Source organism: Pseudomonas aphyarum (genome assembly GCF_028657055.1).
GTDB classification, from domain to species: domain Bacteria; phylum Pseudomonadota; class Gammaproteobacteria; order Pseudomonadales; family Pseudomonadaceae; genus Aquipseudomonas; species Aquipseudomonas aphyarum.
Genome location: NZ_JAMDGS010000012.1, coordinates 181,125 through 198,256 on the forward strand (window position 1 = coordinate 181,125; position 17,132 = coordinate 198,256).

A 17,132-nucleotide genomic window follows, 5' to 3' on the forward strand; every position below is an offset into this window, starting at 1 on the left:
CAGGAGAGCAGTATGAAGCAGACGCAATACGTGGCCCGCGAGCCCGATGCGCAAGGTTTTATCGACTACCCCGCCGAAGAACACGCGGTGTGGAACACGCTGATCACCCGCCAGATGAAAGTGATCGAGGGTCGCGCGTGCCAGGAATACCTGGACGGTATCGAAAAACTCGGTCTGCCCCACGACCGCATTCCGCAATTGGGCGAGATCAACAAGGTGCTCGGCGAGACCACCGGTTGGCAGGTTGCCCGCGTTCCCGCGCTGATCCCCTTCCAGACCTTTTTCGAATTGCTCGCCAGCAAGCAGTTTCCGGTGGCCACGTTCATTCGCACCCGTGAAGAACTGGACTACCTGCAAGAGCCGGACATTTTCCACGAGATCTTTGGCCACTGCCCGCTGCTGACCAACCCGTGGTTCGCCGAATTCACCCACACCTACGGCAAGCTCGGCCTGCAGGCGACCAAGGAAGAACGCGTTTATCTGGCGCGCCTGTACTGGATGACCATCGAGTTCGGCCTGGTCGATACCCCGCAAGGCAAACGCATCTACGGCGGCGGCATCCTGTCCTCGCCAAAAGAAACTGTTTACTCGTTGTCGGACGAGCCCGAGCATCAGGCCTTCGATCCGCTGGAAGCCATGCGCACGCCATACCGCATCGACATCCTGCAACCGCTGTATTTTGTCCTGCCGAACCTCAAGCGCCTGTTCGACCTGGCCCACGAAGACATCATGGCCATGGTCAAGCAAGGCATGCAGCTGGGTCTGCACGCACCGAAGTTTCCGCCAAAACCAAAAGCCGCGTGACCCGCGACTTTTGCTTACAAGTGAGTCTGTCCGTCGTCGCCACTTTGGTTTAGCGTGGCGACACTGACCGCCAATATAAAAAAACACCTTCAGATTTCAGGAAGTCCACCATGTCCACTTTGAACCAAGCCCATTGCGAAGCCTGCCGTGCCGATGCTCCACAAGTCAGCGATGAAGAACTGCCGATCCTGATCAAGCAGATCCCTGACTGGAACATCGAAGTGCGTGACAGCATCATGCAGCTGGAAAAAGTCTTCCTGTTCAAGAACTTCAAACACGCGCTGGCCTTCACCAACGCCGTCGGCGAGATCTCCGAGGCCGAAGGTCACCACCCGGGTCTGCTGACCGAGTGGGGCAAAGTCACCGTGACCTGGTGGAGCCACTCGATCAAGGGCCTGCACCGCAACGACTTCATCATGGCCGCGCGCACTGACGAAGTGGCCAAGACTGCAGAAGGACGCAAGTAATGCACTTCGACGCCATCGGCCGGGTGCCCGGCGACCCGATCCTCGGCCTGATGGAGGCCTACGCGCAGGACTCCAACCCGCGCAAGTTCGACCTCGGCGTGGGCGTCTACAAGGATGCCCAGGGCCTGACGCCAATCCCCGAGGCGGTGAAAATCGCCGAGGCGCGTCTGGTCGAGAGCCAGGACACCAAGACCTACATCGGTGGCCACGGCAATCCGCTGTTCGGCAAGGTCATCAACGAGCTGGTGCTTGGTGCCGATTCGGCGCTGATCGCCGAGCAACGCGCCGGCGCCACCCAGACTCCGGGTGGCACAGGCGCCCTGCGTCTGGCGGCGGATTTCATCGCGCAATGCCTGCCGGGCAAGGGCGTATGGCTGAGCAACCCGACCTGGCCGATCCACGAAACGATTTTCGCGGCCGCCGGGGTCAAGATCAGTCATTACCCGTACGTCGGCAGCGACAACCGCCTCGACGTCGAAGCAATGCTCGCCGTGCTCAATGAAGTGCCGAAAGGCGATGTGGTGCTGCTGCACGCGTGCTGCCACAACCCGACCGGTTTCGACCTGAGCCATGACGACTGGCATCGCGTGCTGGACGTAGTGCGCCGCCGTGACCTGCTGCCGCTGATCGACTTTGCCTACCAGGGCTTTGGCGACGGTCTGGAGCAGGATGCATGGTCGACCCGGCTGTTTGCGGCCGAGTTGCCTGAACTGCTGATCACCAGCTCCTGCTCAAAGAACTTCGGCCTGTACCGCGACCGCACCGGTGCGTTGATTGTGAGCGCGAAAACCGCTGACAAGCTGATCGACATCCGCAGCCAGTTGGCGCACATCGCCCGCAACCTGTGGTCGACGCCACCGGATCACGGCGCGGCTGTGGTCGCGACGATCCTCGCCGACCCGGAGCTGAAACGCCGCTGGGCCGACGAAGTGGAAGCCATGCGTCTGCGCATCGCCCAGTTGCGCAGCGGTCTGGTGGAGGCGCTGGAACCGCACGGTCTGCGCGAGCGTTTTGCGCACATTGGCGTGCAACGCGGGATGTTCTCCTACACCGGCCTGTCGCCGGAACAGGTGAAAAACCTGCGCGAGCATCACAGCGTGTACATGGTCAGCTCGGGCCGGGCCAACGTTGCAGGGATTGATGCGACACGTCTGGATCTGCTGGCCGAAGCGATCGCTACCGTCTGCAAATAAACGAATGTCAGGGGCGGCGGGCACACCGCCGCTCCCGCATTTGCCCTGCGTCACCCTGTCGCACTTGTCTAGACAATCCCGCCCGTCGAAACAAATGGATTTAAAAATCTGTTTGTCACTTTTCCTGCTGTATCCTTCGCAGGCTTTCTGAAAGCGCGGATCTACCAGATCTATCAACAGACTTAGCGAGGAGCGCAACCATGCACGAGATTCCGAATCTCCCCTTCCCAAGCCTGCACGAAACTGAGCAGACGACCACGCAACAAGCCGGTGCCCAACAGCCCGAGCCGAAAGAAGCCGCCGAGAGCCGTCCGGCCGACAGCGAAGAGTAAGCAACACCCGCCGTACAGACCGTGTGGAAAGCGCTAACATGCGCTTTCCACACTGCCTGAAACCTGAGTTGCCATGTCCAAAGAATTCGATGAACAACAGGCCGAGATTCTGATCGGTGCCACCGAGAAGATGATCGAGATCTGGAGCCGTCTCTCGCCCGAGAAACAGGCTGCCCTGCTCGCCCGTTTCGGCAGCGAAGAAAACGCGCTGGCCGCACTGGTCACCACGCAATTGGTCGCCCCGGCCAAATAGTTTTACTTTTCCCCGCCCCAGACGCGTCCGCATCGGTATCATGAGCAGCCTATCTATTCTGCTCTTCCCGTGGATCGTTACCCATGTCGTCCTCTATGCCAGAACCCCAGCGTCCCCTGGCGGTCACGCTGCAAGTCGTTTCCATCGTCCTGTTCACCTTCATCGGCTACCTGAACATCGGCATTCCGCTGGCGGTGCTACCGGGCTACGTGCACAGCGACCTGGGCTTCGGCGCGGTCATCGCCGGTCTGGTGATCAGCGTGCAATACCTCGCCACGCTGCTCAGTCGTCCGTATGCCGGCAAGATCATCGACAACAAGGGCAGCAAACGTGCGGTGATGATTGGTCTGGCCGGTTGTGGCTTGAGCGGTGTGTTCATGCTGATTTCGGCGTGGACACCCCACCTGCCGCTGCTGAGCCTGATCAGCCTGTTCGTTGGCCGTCTGGTGCTGGGCAGCGCTGAAAGCCTGGTCGGTTCAGGCTCGATCGGTTGGGGCATCGGTCGCGTCGGTGCCGCCAACACCGCCAAGGTGATCTCGTGGAACGGCATCGCCAGTTACGGCGCGCTGGCGGTCGGTGCGCCGCTGGGAGTGTGGCTGGTCAGCCGTTTCGGTCTGTGGAGCATGGGCGTGAGCATTCTGCTGCTGGCGGCGCTGGGGCTGCTGCTGGCCTGGCCGAAAACCGCCGCGCCGATCGTGGCCGGCGAGCGCCTGCCCTTCATGCATGTTCTCGGGCGCGTCTTCCCACACGGCTGCGGACTGGCGCTGGGCTCGATCGGTTTCGGCACCATCGCCACCTTCATCACCCTGTATTACGCCACGCAGCACTGGGATAACGCGGTGCTGTGCCTGAGCCTGTTCGGTGCCAGCTTCATCGGTGCACGGCTGCTGTTCGGCAACCTGATCAACCGCCTCGGCGGCTTTCGCGTGGCGATTGCCTGCCTGTCGGTGGAAACTCTGGGCCTGCTGTTGCTGTGGCTGGCGCCGGACGCGCACTGGGCATTGGCCGGTGCGGCATTGAGCGGTTTCGGTTTCTCGCTGGTATTCCCGGCGCTGGGCGTGGAAGCGGTAAATCTGGTGCCGGCCTCCAGCCGAGGCGCGGCAGTCGGGGCCTATTCGCTATTCATCGACTTGTCGCTGGGCATCACCGGACCACTGGCGGGAGCCATTGCAGCGGGCTTCGGCTTTGCCTCGATCTTCCTGTTCGCCGCCCTCGCCGCGCTGAGCGGCCTGGCACTGAGCGTCTATCTCTACCGCCACACGGCGAAGTACCGCGAAGACTAGAAATCCACCTTGCCGCGCCCGGCCTTGATACTGCCGCGCTTGGTTTTCGATTCGAGCCGACGCTTCTTTGAACCCAGCGTCGGCTTGGTCGGCCGGCGCTTCTTCTCGACCTTGGTGGCGCTGAGGATCAACTCGGTCAGACGCTCCAGCGCATCGGCGCGATTCTGTTCCTGCGTACGGTACTGCTGAGCCTTGATGATCAGCACGCCGTCGCCGGTGATGCGACTGTCGCGCAGCGCCAGCAGCCGCTCCTTGTAGAACTCGGGCAAGGACGAGGCCGGAATGTCGAAGCGCAGGTGCACGGCGCTGGAGACCTTGTTGACGTTCTGCCCACCGGCGCCCTGGGCGCGGATGTACGTCAGTTCGATCTCGGCATCCGGCAGATGCACGTTGTTGGAAATCACCAGCATGGAAAAGCGTCCGTATTCAGAGTCCGCAGGATACCGCGAAAGCACAAAAAACCCGGCACATGGCCGGGTTTGTTGTTTCTGCAACGACGCTTACTTGGCAGCGCTCGCTGCGTGCAGTGCCTGTTGTGCACCGCGCTTGTTCTTGATCACGTAGCAGACCCACATGAACACCACCCACACCGGGATCGCGTACACCGAGATCTGAATGCCCGGGATCAGCAGCATCACGCCGAGAATGAACAGGACGAACGCCAGGCAGATGTAGTTGCCGTACGGGTACCACAGCGCCTTGAACAGCGGCTTCTGGTTGGTCTTGTTCATGTGCTGGCGGAACTTGAAGTGCGAGAAGCTGATCATCGCCCAGTTGATCACCAGCGTTGCAACCACCAGCGACATCAGCAGTTCCAGCGCGTGTTGCGGGATCAGGTAGTTGAGCAGCACCGCCACCAGAGTTACCGCCGCCGAGGCCAGGATCGAACGCACCGGCACGCCGCGCTTGTCGATCTTCGCCAGCGCTTTCGGTGCATCGCCCTGCTCGGCCATGCCCAGCAGCATGCGGCTGTTGCAGTAGGTGCCGCTGTTGTACACCGACAATGCCGCGGTCAGGACCACGAAGTTGAGGATGTGCGCAGCGGTGTTGCTGCCGAGCATCGAGAACACCTGCACGAACGGGCTGCCGCTGTAGGAATCGCCCGAAGCGTTGAGGGTTTCCAGCAGGCTGTCCCACGGGGTCAGCGACAGCAGGATCACCAGTGCGCCGATGTAGAAAATCAGGATCCGGTAGATCACCTGGTTGATCGCTTTCGGGATCACGGTTTTCGGCTTGTCGGCTTCGGCTGCGGTGAAACCGAGCATCTCCAGACCGCCGAAGGAGAACATGATGATCGCCATGGCCATCACCAGACCGCTCACACCGTTCGGGAAGAAGCCGCCGTGGGACCACAGGTTGCTGACCGAAGCCTGCGGGCCGCCATGGCCGCTGACCAGCAGGTAGCTGCCCAGGGCGATCATGCCGACGATCGCCACGACCTTGATGATCGCGAACCAGAATTCGGCTTCACCGAAGACTTTGACGTTGGCCAGGTTGATCGCATTGATCAGCACGAAGAACGCGGCAGCAGTGACCCAGCTCGGGATCTCCGGCGCCCAGTAGTGGATGTATTTGCCGACCGCGGTCAGCTCCGACATGCCCACCAGGATGTACAGGATCCAGCAGTTCCAGCCCGACAGGAAGCCGGCGAAACCGCCCCAGTATTTGTGTGCGAAATGGCTGAAGGAGCCGGCCACCGGCTCTTCGACGATCATTTCGCCGAGCTGGCGCATGATCATGAAGGCGATGAAGCCGCAGATGGCATAGCCGAGGATCATCGACGGGCCGGCGGATTTCAGCACCCCGGCCGAGCCGAGGAACAATCCGGTACCGATCGCGCCACCGAGGGCGATCAGTTGAATATGGCGATTTTTCAGGCCGCGTTTCAGCTCGCCTGATTGCGAGTTTTGTCCACTCATGAAAAAGGTCTCACGCAAGGTTTGATGATGTTCAGTAGACGTTGCTGCAAGGTTGCGATTTCAGCCAACCTTGATCAAACCCCAGCGCAGGCACCAGGAATTCAGCTTTTTTACAACGGTCATGCGTCACCTGTTTGTTTTTATCTGTGACGAAATCGAACCCGACACGCTTGTGACGCGGCGGAGTGAACAAGGCGGATAAACCTTGAGGTTTGCGCGATTACGCAGAGGGTCACAGTTAAAACGCGGCGCATTGTACACCGCTAACCCCCTGCTGCCAGACCTCGCCGGATCAGCGTGTCGGTTGCCGGGATTGCATGTGTCCACCCCGGGAGGCCCGGGCGGCTGCAAAAATTGAGTCAGGCCTTTGCAGGCCATCGGCGTGGACGATGGAAAATCCGCCCCACGTGGAGAAGTGAAATTGGATAACGGCGTTCATTGCGCCTCCTTCTTGTTATGCACCTGCACGACAGGCATGCAGCGCATCTCACCTTCCAAACGATGCTGAAACAAGCGCGCCAGAGCGCTGCGCGAGGCCCGGCGGGACTGGTTCCGGCAGATTTTCCTTACAGCCTGACAGAGACACCCGATTCACGGGACTGCGACGGCTTTTTCGTAAACATTCACTGACAGTGCGTAACGTAAAGTTTCCACTCCAGACCCATCGAAGCGCCGTCCGGTGATTGACGTTAGCTGGCTAACTATTTGAAAGGCGTTAAGTTTTTTTGTTTTAAAACAAGAAAAACACGCCCGAAAAAAAGAAATAAAAAGTCCAAAAAAAAACGCCAACCCTGAGGTTGGCGTTTCTGTTTTCAGCTTGAAGCTTGCCGCTCGAAGCTTACAACGGCCTTATTCCGGTTTCTTGCGACCGAAACCCGGACGCTGGCCGGAACCGGCCGGTGCGCCACGGCGCTTGCCCGACGGCTTGTCATCGTCAGCCAGCTTGATGCCTGGACGCTTCGGCGACGGTTTGGACGGACGCTTGGTGTCGACTGGACGATCCGCCACCGGCGTACCGCGACCCTCACCACGCTCGGTACGGCCATTGGCCGGACGCGGCGTGCGTGGACCGCGCTCACCATCCGGACGCGCTGCCGGCTTGCGACCTGGACGCTCGCCTTCGATCTGCGGCTCGCGGACCGGACGCGGACCGGCGCCAATCGGTGCACCGTTGGCCGGACGCAGGGTGCGCACGCGCTCGGTACGGGCCATCGGACGCGACGACTTGCGCTGCATGCGGTCGAGCTTGTCTTTGCTCTTGGCGTTCAGTTGCGGCATCGCCACCGGGGTCAGGCCGACTTCGGCGCTCAGCACGTCGACTTCGTACTGGCTCATTTCGCGCCAGCGGCCCATCGGCAGGTCGGAGTTGAGGAACACCGGACCGAAACGCACGCGCTTCAGGCGGCTGACCACCAGGCCCTGGGATTCCCACAGGCGACGTACTTCACGGTTACGGCCTTCCATCACCACGCAGTGATACCAGTGGTTGAAGCCTTCGCCGCCCGGTGCCTGTTGAATGTCGGTGAAACGCGCCGGACCGTCTTCCAGCACAACGCCGGCCTTCAGGCGCTCGATCATTTCGTCATCGACTTCGCCACGTACACGCACCGCGTACTCACGGTCCATCTCGTAGGACGGGTGCATCAGGCGGTTGGCCAGTTCACCGTCGGTGGTGAACATCAGCAGACCGGTGGTGTTGATGTCGAGACGACCGATATTGATCCAGCGGCCTTCTTTCGGACGCGGCAGCTTGTCGAACACGGTCGGACGGCCTTCCGGGTCGTCGCGGGTGCAGATCTCGCCATCGGGCTTGTTGTACATGATCACGCGGCGAACCGACTCGGCGGCTTCTTCACGCTTGATGACCTTGCCATCAATGGTGATCGCGTCGTGCATGTCGACACGCAGACCGAGGGTGGCGTCTTTGCCATTGACCTTGATGCGGCCGGCAGCGATCCAGGATTCGACGTCACGGCGCGAGCCGACGCCGATACGGGCGAGGACTTTCTGCAGCTTTTCGCCTGCTGGGCCGATTTCCTGGTCGTCTTTCTGATTGATGTCACTCATCTGGGCACCTCCCGGTGTGGTCTGTTCAGCGGCGCTGAATTGAGCCGCTGAAGCGTTGAAATCTGGGTTTTCGGGCGAAGGGATCGCCGAAGGGTCGCGAATCATACGCGGATGTGGCCGCGCGCGCATCAGAGACTAGTCGATCAGGCCAAGGTTATTTCTTTTTCCGCCGACCGGTGGCCCCGAGCTTGATCAGACGCAGCGCGGCTTCAGCCAGTACGGTGCGCTTGTCGTCCTTGTCGAGTTTCTTCCAGGCCCGGATCTCGCGCTTGCTGCGGCCGCAGCCGAGACAGATGTCGTCGCTGAACTTGCAGACGCTGATGCACGGATCCTTGGTCGAGCTCATGCTCAATCCTCGAACTCGCGGCGTTCTGCTTCGATGGCTTCGGCCAGGGCGCGGGCTTCGGCTTCTTCTTCGCTAAGTTCTTCCTCGGCGGCGGGTTGTGGCGCGGGCTGTTCAAGCCGGGCGACGGCGGCCAGCAGTTTTTCCCGGGCTTCGGCCACGCCGAGCACATCGTCCTCCTGCTCACTCTCGGGCTCGAATTCAGGCTCATGCTCAAATTCAGGCTCGAATTCACGCTCAAATTCAGATTCTGGCTCACCCTCAACCGGCGGCTCGACCGGATCAGACTCAAACCCGGTCGGCATCGATTCGCCACCCATCCCATCACGCAGCAAGTCGTCGAAGTCGGTCTTGATCCCCTCCTCCATGCTGTCCAGTTCCAGCAGCAGGGTGTGGAAACTGGTTTCCTCCTTCGGCTCTTCCGGCTCGGCGCTGGCGTCGGCCAGTTCCTGCAAGCCCGGCGGCACGGGGGCGTCGTCGAAGTCGAGCACCGGATCGGCCTCGATCTCGCGCAGCTCGGCCAGCGGCGGCAGGTCGTCGAGGTTCTTCAGGTTGAAGTGGTCGAGAAACGCCTTGGTGGTGGCGAACATCGCCGGTTTGCCCGGCACGTCGCGGTAACCGACGATGCGGATCCACTCGCGCTCCATCAGCGTCTTGACGATGTTGGTGTTGACCGCCACGCCCCGCACGTCCTCGATCTCGCCCCGGGTGATCGGCTGGCGATAGGCGATCAGCGCCATGGTTTCCAGCAGCGCTCGGGAATAGCGCTGCGGCCGTTCTTCCCACAAGCGACCGACCCACGGCGCAAACTTCTCGCGGATTTGCAGGCGATAGCCGGAGGCGACTTCCTTGAGTTCGAACGCCCGACCCTCACAGGATTTGCCGAGCAAGGTCAGGGCTTTCTTGAAGACCGGCGGTTCCGGGCGCTCGCCTTCTTCGAACAGTTCATACAGGCGCTCGAGGGATTGCGGCTTTCCCGAGGCCAACAGAAAGGCTTCAAGCAGGGACGCCAGCTCGCGGGGTTCAGTCAGGTTCATATCGGGACTCGTTATTCGGCTCGGGCTCGCACGTGGATCGCGGCGAACGGCTCATTCTGCACCAGCTCGATCAGGGATTCCTTGACCAGTTCAAGGATCGCCATGAAGGTCACCACCACCCCGAGCTTGCCCTCCTCGGCGGTGAACAGCTCGACGAACGGCACAAACCCGCCGCCCTTGAGCCGCTCCAGCACATCACTCATGCGCTCGCGGGTGGACAACGCCTCGCGGCTGACCTGATGGCTTTCAAACATGTCGCCCCGGCGCAGCACTTCGGCCATGGACATCAGGATTTCTTCCAGCGCCACGTCCGGCAACAGCTTGCGCGCGCGGGCTTCCGGAGCGTCGAGCTTGGGCACGATCACGTCGCGACCGACCCGGCTCAGGCCATCGATGCCTTCGGCGGCGGCCTTGAACCGTTCGTACTCCTGCAGGCGACGGATCAGTTCGGCGCGCGGGTCGTCCTCTTCGTCCTCGACGGTTTCGGCCCGGGGCAGCAGCATCCGCGACTTGATCTCGGCCAGCATCGCGGCCATTACCAGGTATTCGGCGGCCAGTTCCAGGCGCACCGACTGCATCAGCTCGACATAACCCATGTACTGGCGGGTGATTTCCGCCACCGGGATGTCGAGGATATTGATGTTCTGTTTGCGGATCAGGTACAGCAGCAGGTCGAGCGGGCCTTCGAAGGCTTCGAGGAAGACTTCCAGCGCATCGGGCGGGATGTACAGGTCCAGCGGCATTTCCGTGACCGCCTGGCCATAGACCATGGCAAACGGCAGTTCCTGCTGGGCACCGGCCTGGGGATCAACGGTTTCCACTGCGGACATTCAGGCCTCGACCATGAATGGGGCAGGATCGCCGCACCCGACGCGGATCACTTCCGGATCGTCGCCCGTGAGGTCGATCACGGTGGAGGCCTTGATGCCGCCGAAACCTCCGTCGATGATCAGGTCGACCTGATGCTCGAGCAACTGACGCATTTCGTACGGATCGCTCAGCGGGTCTTCTTCGCCCGGCATGATCAGGGTCACGCTCATCAGCGGCTCGCCCAGCTCGGCCAGCAGCGCCAACGCGATCGGATGGCTCGGCACGCGAAGGCCGATGGTGCGTTTCTTCGGATGCAGCAACAGGCGCGGTACTTCGCGGGTGGCGTTGAGAATGAAGGTGTACGGGCCCGGCAAGTGGGCTTTCAGGATTCGAAAGGTCCCGGTGTCGATCTTGGCGTAGTTGCCCAGCTGCGACAGGTCGCTGCAGATCAGCGCGAAGTTGTGCTTTTCGTCGAGCTGACGCAGGCGTCGAACGCGCTCGATGCCGTTCTTGTCGCCGATCTGGCAGCCGATTGCGTAGGAAGAGTCCGTGGGATAGACCACCACCCCGCCCTTGCGGATGATCTCGACCGCCTGTTTGATCAGGCGCGCTTGCGGGTTTTCCGGATGAATCTGGAAAAATTGACTCACATTCTCTACCTGTTCAGACGGCGGCAATAACTGTGTCATGTTTGAACCGACACCACAGGGGTGGAAGGTCCTCCGGCACCGGCCGGTACTGGCCGATCTCGGACCAGCCACCAGGGCCATGGAAATCACTGCCGGCGCTGACCAGCAGACCGAACTCACGGGCAAGGATTGCCAGGCTGCCCACCTGTTCCGCAGGCTGATGACCGTTGACCACTTCGATCGCATGCCCGCCCGCTTGAATATAGTCGGCAATCAGCTTTCGGCGCTTGCTGCGGGTGAAATCGTAGTGCCACGGATGCGCCAGGCTGACCCAGGCGCCGGCGGCGCGCAGCGTGCCGACAGTGTCTTCGAGGGTCGGCCAATGTTGCTTGACGTCCCCCAGCTTGCCGGCGCCGAGCCATTTGCGAAACGCCTCGGCGCGATCCTTTACAAAACCTTCACGCACCATCCAGTCGGCGAAATGCGGACGGGCCGGCGCGTTGCCGCTGTCGCCCAGTTCCTGCTGGATCTGCCGCGCGCCATCGAGCGCATTCGGCATGCCTTTGAGGGCGAGCTTGCGGCTTATTTCCTCAGACCGCAGCCAGCGGCCGTCGTGCAACTGCGCAATCGCCTCGACCAACGGTGCGGCGTTGACATCGAAACCGTAGCCGAGCACGTGAATGGTCGCCCCGCCCCAGGTGCAGGACAACTCGACGCCGTTGACCAGTTGCATGCCCAGCGCCTCGGCGGCCGTGCGTGCTTCGGCGAGGCCTTCGAGGGTGTCGTGATCGGTCAGGGCCAGGACTCGCACGCCGTTCTCGAACGCACGCGCAACCAGTGCCGCAGGCGCCAGGGCGCCATCGGAGGCCGTGCTGTGGCAGTGCAAATCAACATTCACGGGGATGTGTAACCTCAAATCAGCTGGCGCTATCGCGCGCCCATATGTTTGTTATTATGCCGCCACATCCAGCTTCTGGCTCTCACTGTGAAACAATTCATCGATTTCATCCCGCTTCTGCTGTTCTTCATCGTCTACAAACTCGATCCACGCACCGTCGACGTTGCCGGCCATGAACTGACGGTAGGCGGCATTTACAGTGCCACCGCCATGCTGATCATCAGCTCCCTGGTGGTGTACGGCGCGATCTTCATCAAGCAGCGCAAGCTGGAGAAGAGCCAGTGGCTGACGCTGGTCGCCTGCCTGGTGTTCGGCAGCCTGACCCTCGCCTTTCACAGCGAAACCTTCCTGAAATGGAAAGCCCCGGTGGTCAACTGGCTGTTCGCCCTGGCCTTCATCGGCAGCCATTTCATCGGTGACCGTCTGCTGATCAAACGCATCATGGGCCACGCGCTGACCCTGCCGGATCCGGTCTGGACCCGCCTTAACATCGCCTGGATCGCCTTTTTCCTGTTCTGCGGGGCCGCCAACCTGTTCGTCGCCTTCACCTTCCAGGACTACTGGGTGGACTTCAAGGTGTTCGGCAGCCTGGGCTTGACCGTGCTGTTCCTGGTCGCTCAGGGCATTTACCTGTCCCGTCACCTGCACGACGCCGATACCACAACGCCAAAAACCGAGGACTGACATGCTCTACGCCATCATTGCCACCGACGTCGCCAACTCCCTGGAAGCCCGCCTCGCTGCGCGCCCGGCACACCTTGAACGCCTGCAAGTGCTCAAGGGCGAAGGTCGCATCGTGCTGGCCGGCCCGCACCCGGCGGTCGACAGCAATGATCCGGGCGCAGCAGGTTTCAGCGGCAGCCTGATCGTTGCCGAATTCGATTCCCTGAGCGCGGCGCAAGCCTGGGCCGATGCCGACCCGTACATCGCCGCCGGCGTCTACGCCAACGTGATCGTCAAGCCGTTCAAGCAAGTCCTGCCGTAACCTCCCCCGTCAATACCTCCACGCGATGAACCTTGTCGGTTCATCGCGTTCTCAATCGCTCATTATTCTCGTTTGCCGGCCGACAACCTGCCCAATATCCATTTGGAAACAGGAGTCGCGATGCGCAAGGGTCCGTTGTGTCTGATGTTGGTCACGTTGTCGATCGTGGCGCCCGCCCATGGTGAAGAAAGCACCGAAGGCGGCAACTCCACGCCGCTTTCGTTGAGCGCCGGCAGTCAGATCACCGAGTTGCAGCAGCGCCTGAAGGCCAGCGAGCAGCAACGGGAAGAACTGAGCAAACAACTGCAAAATGCCGACAACACCCGCGAAAGCGCCCAGCTCGCCCGGTTGCGCCAGGAGAACCAGCGTCTGAAGCTGCAACTCAAGGAAGCCCAGGCCAGCCCGCTGCCGCGCCTGCTGACCGAACAGCAGCAATGGTTCGTCACCGGGGCCGGGGTAGCGCTATTGGCGCTGCTCTGCGGTATCTTTGCCAGTGGAGCAAGCCGAAAACGTCGGCAATGGCTAAATTGAGTGAGTCATGAGCGAGCTGTTACTGATTGATGATGACCAGGAGTTGTGTGAACTCCTGAGTAGCTGGCTGAGCCAGGAAGGCTTTCAGGTCCGGGCCTGCCACGATGGTCAGAGCGCCCGCAAGGCGCTGGCCGAAACCGCGCCGGCGGCCGTGGTGCTGGACGTGATGCTGCCCGACGGCAGCGGCCTGGAACTGCTCAAGCAACTGCGCAGCGATCACGCCGACCTGCCGGTGCTGATGCTCTCGGCCCGGGGCGAGCCGCTGGACCGGATCCTCGGCCTGGAACTGGGTGCCGACGATTACCTGGCCAAACCCTGCGATCCGCGTGAACTGACCGCCCGCCTGCGTGCCGTGCTGCGCCGCAGTCATCCCGCCGCCGTGTCGACCCAGCTCGAACTGGGCGACCTGAGCTTCAGCCCGGTGCGCGGCGTGGTCAGCATCGACGAAAAGGAATTCACCCTCACCGTCTCCGAAAGCCGCCTGCTCGAAGCCCTGCTCAAGCAACCGGGCGAGCCGCTGGACAAACAGGAACTGGCGCAGATCGCCCTCGGCCGCAAGCTGACCCTGTACGACCGCAGCCTGGACATGCACGTCAGCAACCTGCGCAAAAAGATCGGCCCGCACCCCGACGGTCGCCCGCGCATCGTTGCCCTGCGCAGCCGTGGCTACTACTACAGCCTCTGATCGTCTGTCAGTTTTGTCAGGTCGGCGCGAAAACGTGTTTACCCAAGCTTTACACAGCGCTGACCGCCGCTGACCTTGATCTCCGTAATCTGTACTCATCCGGAACGTACCGGGAACGAGACAAAGGAGATTCACCATGCGCAAGACTCTTATCGCTCTGATGTTCGCCGCTGCCCTGCCGACCGTCGCCATGGCCATGCCACAGGATGGCGGCCCGATGGGTGGCCCGCTGGACGGCCCGCGCCATGGCGGTCAGATGCACGGCATGCACGGCAAAGGCCCGTACAGCCAGCTGGATCTGTCCCGCGAACAGCGCGAGCAGATCCGCAAGATCATGGGCGAGCAGATGCACGAGCGTAAGCAGACGGTCGAAAAATACCTGGAGAAACTCTCGCCAGCCGACCAGAAAGCCATGAAGGACGAGATGGCGGCCAACCACAAGAAAGCCGAGTCCGATGTCCGCGCCGTGTTGAAACCGGATCAACAGAAGAAATTCGACGAGATCCAGAAGAAACAGGCCGAACGCCGCGCCGAATGGGCCGAGTTCAAAGCCTGGAAAGCGCAACAGCCGCAAAAGGCGCAATAATGTTCTAGCGTCACGCCCCGACCCAACGGCTCACTGCCGTTGGGTTTTCTTTGTTTGAGGATTTTCTGTGCGTTCATTGTTCTGGCGTATCCTCGCCAGCTTCTGGCTGGCCATCGCTCTGGTTGCAGGGCTTTCCATTCTGCTGGGGCACATGCTCAACCAGGACGCGTGGATCCTCAGCCGCCATCCGGGCCTCAACACCCTGGCCGCCGAATGGACGCAGACCTACGAAGCCCAGGGCGAAGACGCCGCCCAGGACATCCTCGAACAGCGCAAACGCCAGTACCACATCGACGTGCAAGTGCTGAACGAAAGCGGCGACCCGGTGGTGCGCGGCACCTTCCCCCGGCGTGCGGCCGCCTTCGAAGCGCGACAGAACAACGACGACCGTCGCCTGCCCTGGCGCCGCCTGACCGACGAATTCACCAGCGACAAAAGCGGCGACACCTACCTCTTCATCTACCGCATCCCGCACCCGGAACTCGACGCCTGGCACCGCGAAAGCCTGCTCTGGCCGTTGAGTGCGCTGGGCATTGCGCTGGTGGTGCTGACCCTGTTCAGCCTGCTGGTGACGTTCTCTATCACTCGCCCGCTCAGTCGCCTGCGCGGCGCGGTGCATGACCTCGGCCAGACCACCTATCAACAGAACAGCCTCGCGCAACTGGCCAATCGCCGCGATGAATTCGGCGTGCTGGCCAATGACTTCAACCGCATGGGCGCACGCCTGCAAAGTCTGATCGGCAGTCAGCGTCAGTTGCTGCGCGACGTCTCCCACGAATTGCGTTCACCGCTGGCACGGCTGCGCATCGCGCTGGCACTGGCCGAACGGGCGAGCCCGGAAGAACGGGAAAAACTCTGGCCGCGCCTGACCCGCGAGTGCGATCGGCTGGAAGCGTTGATCAGTGAAATCCTGGTACTGGCGCGGGTCGATGCCGACAACGCCAGCGCCGAAGACGTGGATCTGAATGCCTTGCTCGCCACCCTGCAAAAGGACGCGCAGTTGGGCTCGCCAGAGCAGACCGTGCGCCTGGAGGCCGAACCGGCGCTCAATCTGACAGGCTGGCCGACCATGATCGAGCGCGCCGTGGACAACCTGCTGCGCAATGCCCAGCGCTTCAACCCGGTGGGGCAGTCGATTGAAATGCAGGCGTCACGTCAGGGCGAGCGGATCGTGGTCAGCGTGCGTGACCATGGGCCGGGGGTGCAGGCCGAGCATCTGAGCCAGTTGGGCGAACCGTTTTATCGGGCGCCAGGGCAGACTGCTGCCGGCCATGGCCTGGGACTGGCGATTGCCCGGCGGGCGGCGGAGCGGCATGGCGGGACGCTGGTGCTGGCCAATCATCCGCAGGGCGGGTTTGTGGCGAGTCTTGAGTTACCGCTGGAGCTTGGGATTGTGGTGCAGCCTTGAAAACCACCCCTCACCCCAGCCCTCTCCCCAGAGGGGAGAGGGAGCCGACCGAGGTGTCTTGCGTCATACATCGACCTGAATGACCGAGTCGATTATGGATCTGCCAAAGCACTTGAACCGAGTCAATTGGGATTCGGCCGAAGCATTCGAACCGAGTCAATTCCGGATTCGGCAAAGCTCTTTCAGGTCGGTGAACCTCTGAAGCATCCCCCAATCAGTCCCCTCTCCCTCCGGGAGAGGGTTAGGGTGAGGGAGCTTTTAAAGCTTTTAACGCGCTTTAAGCCTTTGCTGGCCAGGCGCTGACAAACTCCGCCAGATCAACCTTCTCCGCCACCCGCGGTTCTTTCTGCGGCGTGCCGAGATACAGGAAGGCAATCACCTCTTCGTCATCCGCCAGGCCCAAACCCTTGGCGACATGTTTCGAGTACGCCAGATCCCCCGTACGCCACACCGCACCAATCCCCTGCGCGTAAGCCGCCAACAAAATCCCGTGCGCCGCACAGCCCGCTGCCAGCAACTGCTCGGCCTTCGGGTATTTGACGTGATCCTGCAATTTGGCGATGACCACGACCACCAGCGGCGCCCGCAGCGGGCCGTTGCGGGCCTTGTCGATCATCGCTTCGGTGACTTCGCCTTCCTGCATTTTTGCAGCTTCGGCCAACAACTCGCCCATCTGCTCACGCGCCGCGCCTTCGACGGTCAGGAAGCGATACGGCTGCAAATGGCCGTGATCCGGTGCGCGGGTCGCGGCGGCGAACAGCACTTCGCGCTGTTCGGCGGTGGGGGCCGGATCGATCAGTCGTGGAACGGAAACACGGTTGAGCAAAGCGTCGAGAGCCTGCATCGGCCACCTCCTGAAAAAAATGTCCGGCTATTCTAGCTGCAAGTGATCCAGACGCGTC

General features: G+C 61.6%; 21 protein-coding genes. 12 read left to right on the top strand and 9 right to left on the bottom strand.

Annotation, left to right across the window (positions count from 1 at the left end):
• Window positions 1–12 precede the first annotated feature (12 nt).
• The 6 genes from phhA (at window position 13) to M5G18_RS18145 (ending at window position 4,332) form a co-directional block, all read left to right on the top strand.
• Window positions 13–804, top strand: coding sequence for a phenylalanine 4-monooxygenase (phhA, locus tag M5G18_RS18120; RefSeq protein WP_039765515.1), 792 nt, complete (start codon window positions 13–15; stop codon window positions 802–804).
• Between the two features lie 110 nt (window positions 805–914).
• Entirely contained in the window at window positions 915–1,271 is a 357-nt protein-coding gene (locus M5G18_RS18125) for a 4a-hydroxytetrahydrobiopterin dehydratase (RefSeq protein WP_003222798.1), read from the top strand.
• Window positions 1,271–2,464, top strand: a complete 1,194-nt coding sequence (locus M5G18_RS18130; RefSeq protein ID WP_273896623.1) for an amino acid aminotransferase — start codon at window positions 1,271–1,273, stop codon at window positions 2,462–2,464. Before M5G18_RS18125 ends, M5G18_RS18130 begins: the two co-directional genes overlap by 1 nt.
• A 200-nt stretch (window positions 2,465–2,664) precedes the next feature.
• Window positions 2,665–2,796, top strand: a complete 132-nt coding sequence (locus tag M5G18_RS18135) for a hypothetical protein (protein WP_007958347.1) — start codon at window positions 2,665–2,667, stop codon at window positions 2,794–2,796.
• Window positions 2,797–2,869: 73 nt separating this feature from the next.
• The gene (locus tag M5G18_RS18140; protein WP_007958348.1) at window positions 2,870–3,049 is read left to right on the top strand and encodes a hypothetical protein; all 180 of its coding nucleotides are present in this window, start codon (window positions 2,870–2,872) and stop codon (window positions 3,047–3,049) included.
• A gap of 95 nt (window positions 3,050–3,144) precedes the next feature.
• Window positions 3,145–4,332, top strand: coding sequence for an MFS transporter (locus M5G18_RS18145; RefSeq protein WP_273896700.1), 1,188 nt, complete (start codon window positions 3,145–3,147; stop codon window positions 4,330–4,332).
• Here M5G18_RS18145 and arfB read toward each other — a convergent pair.
• The 8 genes from arfB to M5G18_RS18185 form a co-directional block, all read right to left on the bottom strand.
• Window positions 4,329–4,742: an alternative ribosome rescue aminoacyl-tRNA hydrolase ArfB gene (gene arfB, locus M5G18_RS18150; protein WP_011333010.1), complete on the bottom strand. Its 414-nt coding sequence runs from the start codon at window positions 4,740–4,742 to the stop codon at window positions 4,329–4,331. The two genes, M5G18_RS18145 and arfB, sit on opposite strands and share 4 nt — an antisense overlap.
• Window positions 4,743–4,832: 90 nt before the next feature.
• Entirely contained in the window at window positions 4,833–6,251 is a 1,419-nt protein-coding gene (locus tag M5G18_RS18155; RefSeq protein WP_273896622.1) for an amino acid permease, read from the bottom strand.
• Window positions 6,252–7,100: 849 nt separating this feature from the next.
• Entirely contained in the window at window positions 7,101–8,318 is a 1,218-nt protein-coding gene (gene rluB / locus M5G18_RS18160; RefSeq protein WP_007958356.1) for a 23S rRNA pseudouridine(2605) synthase RluB, read from the bottom strand.
• Window positions 8,319–8,472: 154 nt separating this feature from the next.
• Entirely contained in the window at window positions 8,473–8,664 is a 192-nt protein-coding gene (locus M5G18_RS18165) for a DUF1289 domain-containing protein (protein WP_007958358.1), read from the bottom strand.
• 2 nt (window positions 8,665–8,666) lie between these two features.
• On the bottom strand, window positions 8,667–9,698 hold the full coding sequence (gene scpB / locus M5G18_RS18170) for an SMC-Scp complex subunit ScpB (RefSeq protein ID WP_273896621.1): 1,032 nt from the start codon (window positions 9,696–9,698) through the stop codon (window positions 8,667–8,669).
• 11 nt (window positions 9,699–9,709) lie between these two features.
• Window positions 9,710–10,408: a segregation and condensation protein A gene (locus tag M5G18_RS18175; protein WP_170844946.1), complete on the bottom strand. Its 699-nt coding sequence runs from the start codon at window positions 10,406–10,408 to the stop codon at window positions 9,710–9,712.
• A gap of 120 nt (window positions 10,409–10,528) precedes the next feature.
• On the bottom strand, window positions 10,529–11,158 hold the full coding sequence (locus M5G18_RS18180; protein ID WP_045121866.1) for an L-threonylcarbamoyladenylate synthase: 630 nt from the start codon (window positions 11,156–11,158) through the stop codon (window positions 10,529–10,531).
• A gap of 13 nt (window positions 11,159–11,171) precedes the next feature.
• Entirely contained in the window at window positions 11,172–12,035 is an 864-nt protein-coding gene (locus M5G18_RS18185; RefSeq protein ID WP_085747145.1) for a PHP domain-containing protein, read from the bottom strand.
• A gap of 87 nt (window positions 12,036–12,122) precedes the next feature.
• Between M5G18_RS18185 and M5G18_RS18190 the strand changes: the two genes are divergently transcribed.
• From M5G18_RS18190 to M5G18_RS18215, 6 genes are all read left to right on the top strand, one after another.
• Window positions 12,123–12,719, top strand: a complete 597-nt coding sequence (locus M5G18_RS18190) for a septation protein A (RefSeq protein WP_273896620.1) — start codon at window positions 12,123–12,125, stop codon at window positions 12,717–12,719.
• Window position 12,720: 1 nt separating this feature from the next.
• Window positions 12,721–13,020, top strand: coding sequence for a YciI family protein (locus M5G18_RS18195; protein ID WP_011333002.1), 300 nt, complete (start codon window positions 12,721–12,723; stop codon window positions 13,018–13,020).
• 120 nt (window positions 13,021–13,140) lie between these two features.
• Entirely contained in the window at window positions 13,141–13,551 is a 411-nt protein-coding gene (locus tag M5G18_RS18200; protein WP_262194051.1) for an SH3 domain-containing protein, read from the top strand.
• Between the two features lie 7 nt (window positions 13,552–13,558).
• Window positions 13,559–14,236, top strand: a complete 678-nt coding sequence (locus tag M5G18_RS18205) for a response regulator transcription factor (protein ID WP_007958370.1) — start codon at window positions 13,559–13,561, stop codon at window positions 14,234–14,236.
• 136 nt (window positions 14,237–14,372) lie between these two features.
• A complete protein-coding gene (locus M5G18_RS18210) occupies window positions 14,373–14,822 on the top strand; it encodes a Spy/CpxP family protein refolding chaperone (RefSeq protein ID WP_007958371.1) in 450 nt (149 codons plus the stop codon).
• A 67-nt stretch (window positions 14,823–14,889) separates the two neighbouring features.
• Window positions 14,890–16,230, top strand: coding sequence for a sensor histidine kinase (locus M5G18_RS18215; protein ID WP_273896619.1), 1,341 nt, complete (start codon window positions 14,890–14,892; stop codon window positions 16,228–16,230).
• A 277-nt stretch (window positions 16,231–16,507) separates the two neighbouring features.
• Here M5G18_RS18215 and M5G18_RS18220 read toward each other — a convergent pair whose 3' ends face one another.
• Entirely contained in the window at window positions 16,508–17,074 is a 567-nt protein-coding gene (locus M5G18_RS18220; RefSeq protein ID WP_273896618.1) for a nitroreductase family protein, read from the bottom strand.
• Between the last annotated feature and the right edge of the window lie 58 nt (window positions 17,075–17,132).